This is a genomic window from Hyphobacterium sp. SN044 (assembly GCF_021864465.1).
GTDB lineage: Bacteria > Pseudomonadota > Alphaproteobacteria > Caulobacterales > Maricaulaceae > Hyphobacterium.
Genome location: NZ_JAKKUV010000056.1, coordinates 1 through 281 on the forward strand (window position 1 = coordinate 1; position 281 = coordinate 281).

General features: G+C 69.8%; 1 protein-coding gene. It reads right to left on the minus strand.

Annotated features, from left to right (window positions below; all coding sequences use genetic code 11):
• Nucleotides 1–281, minus strand: a 281-nt coding sequence (locus L5876_RS14635; protein WP_236957096.1) for a class I SAM-dependent methyltransferase, incomplete at both ends; no start/stop codon positions are given.

Sequence of the window (281 nt, forward strand, 5' to 3'; positions counted from 1 at the left end):
GTGCCTGCGGTGTTGGCCCGGTACTGGATGGGAAACGTGTCCGCCTCGACGCGGCCGTAGAGCCTGGGCACCAGCCGGCGCTGCAGCCGGGGCAGGGCCCGTCCGAGGCGGTTGAACGCCAGCAGCGGGTTGCGCAGGTTGGGGGTGAGGAAGACGAAATGGCCGCCCGGCCGCAGGACGCGCCGGACCTCGCGCAGCACGTTTTCAGGGCTGCGCAGATGCTCGAGGACCCACAGGCAGACCACCAGGTCGAAGGACTCGTCGGCAAACGGCAACTGCTC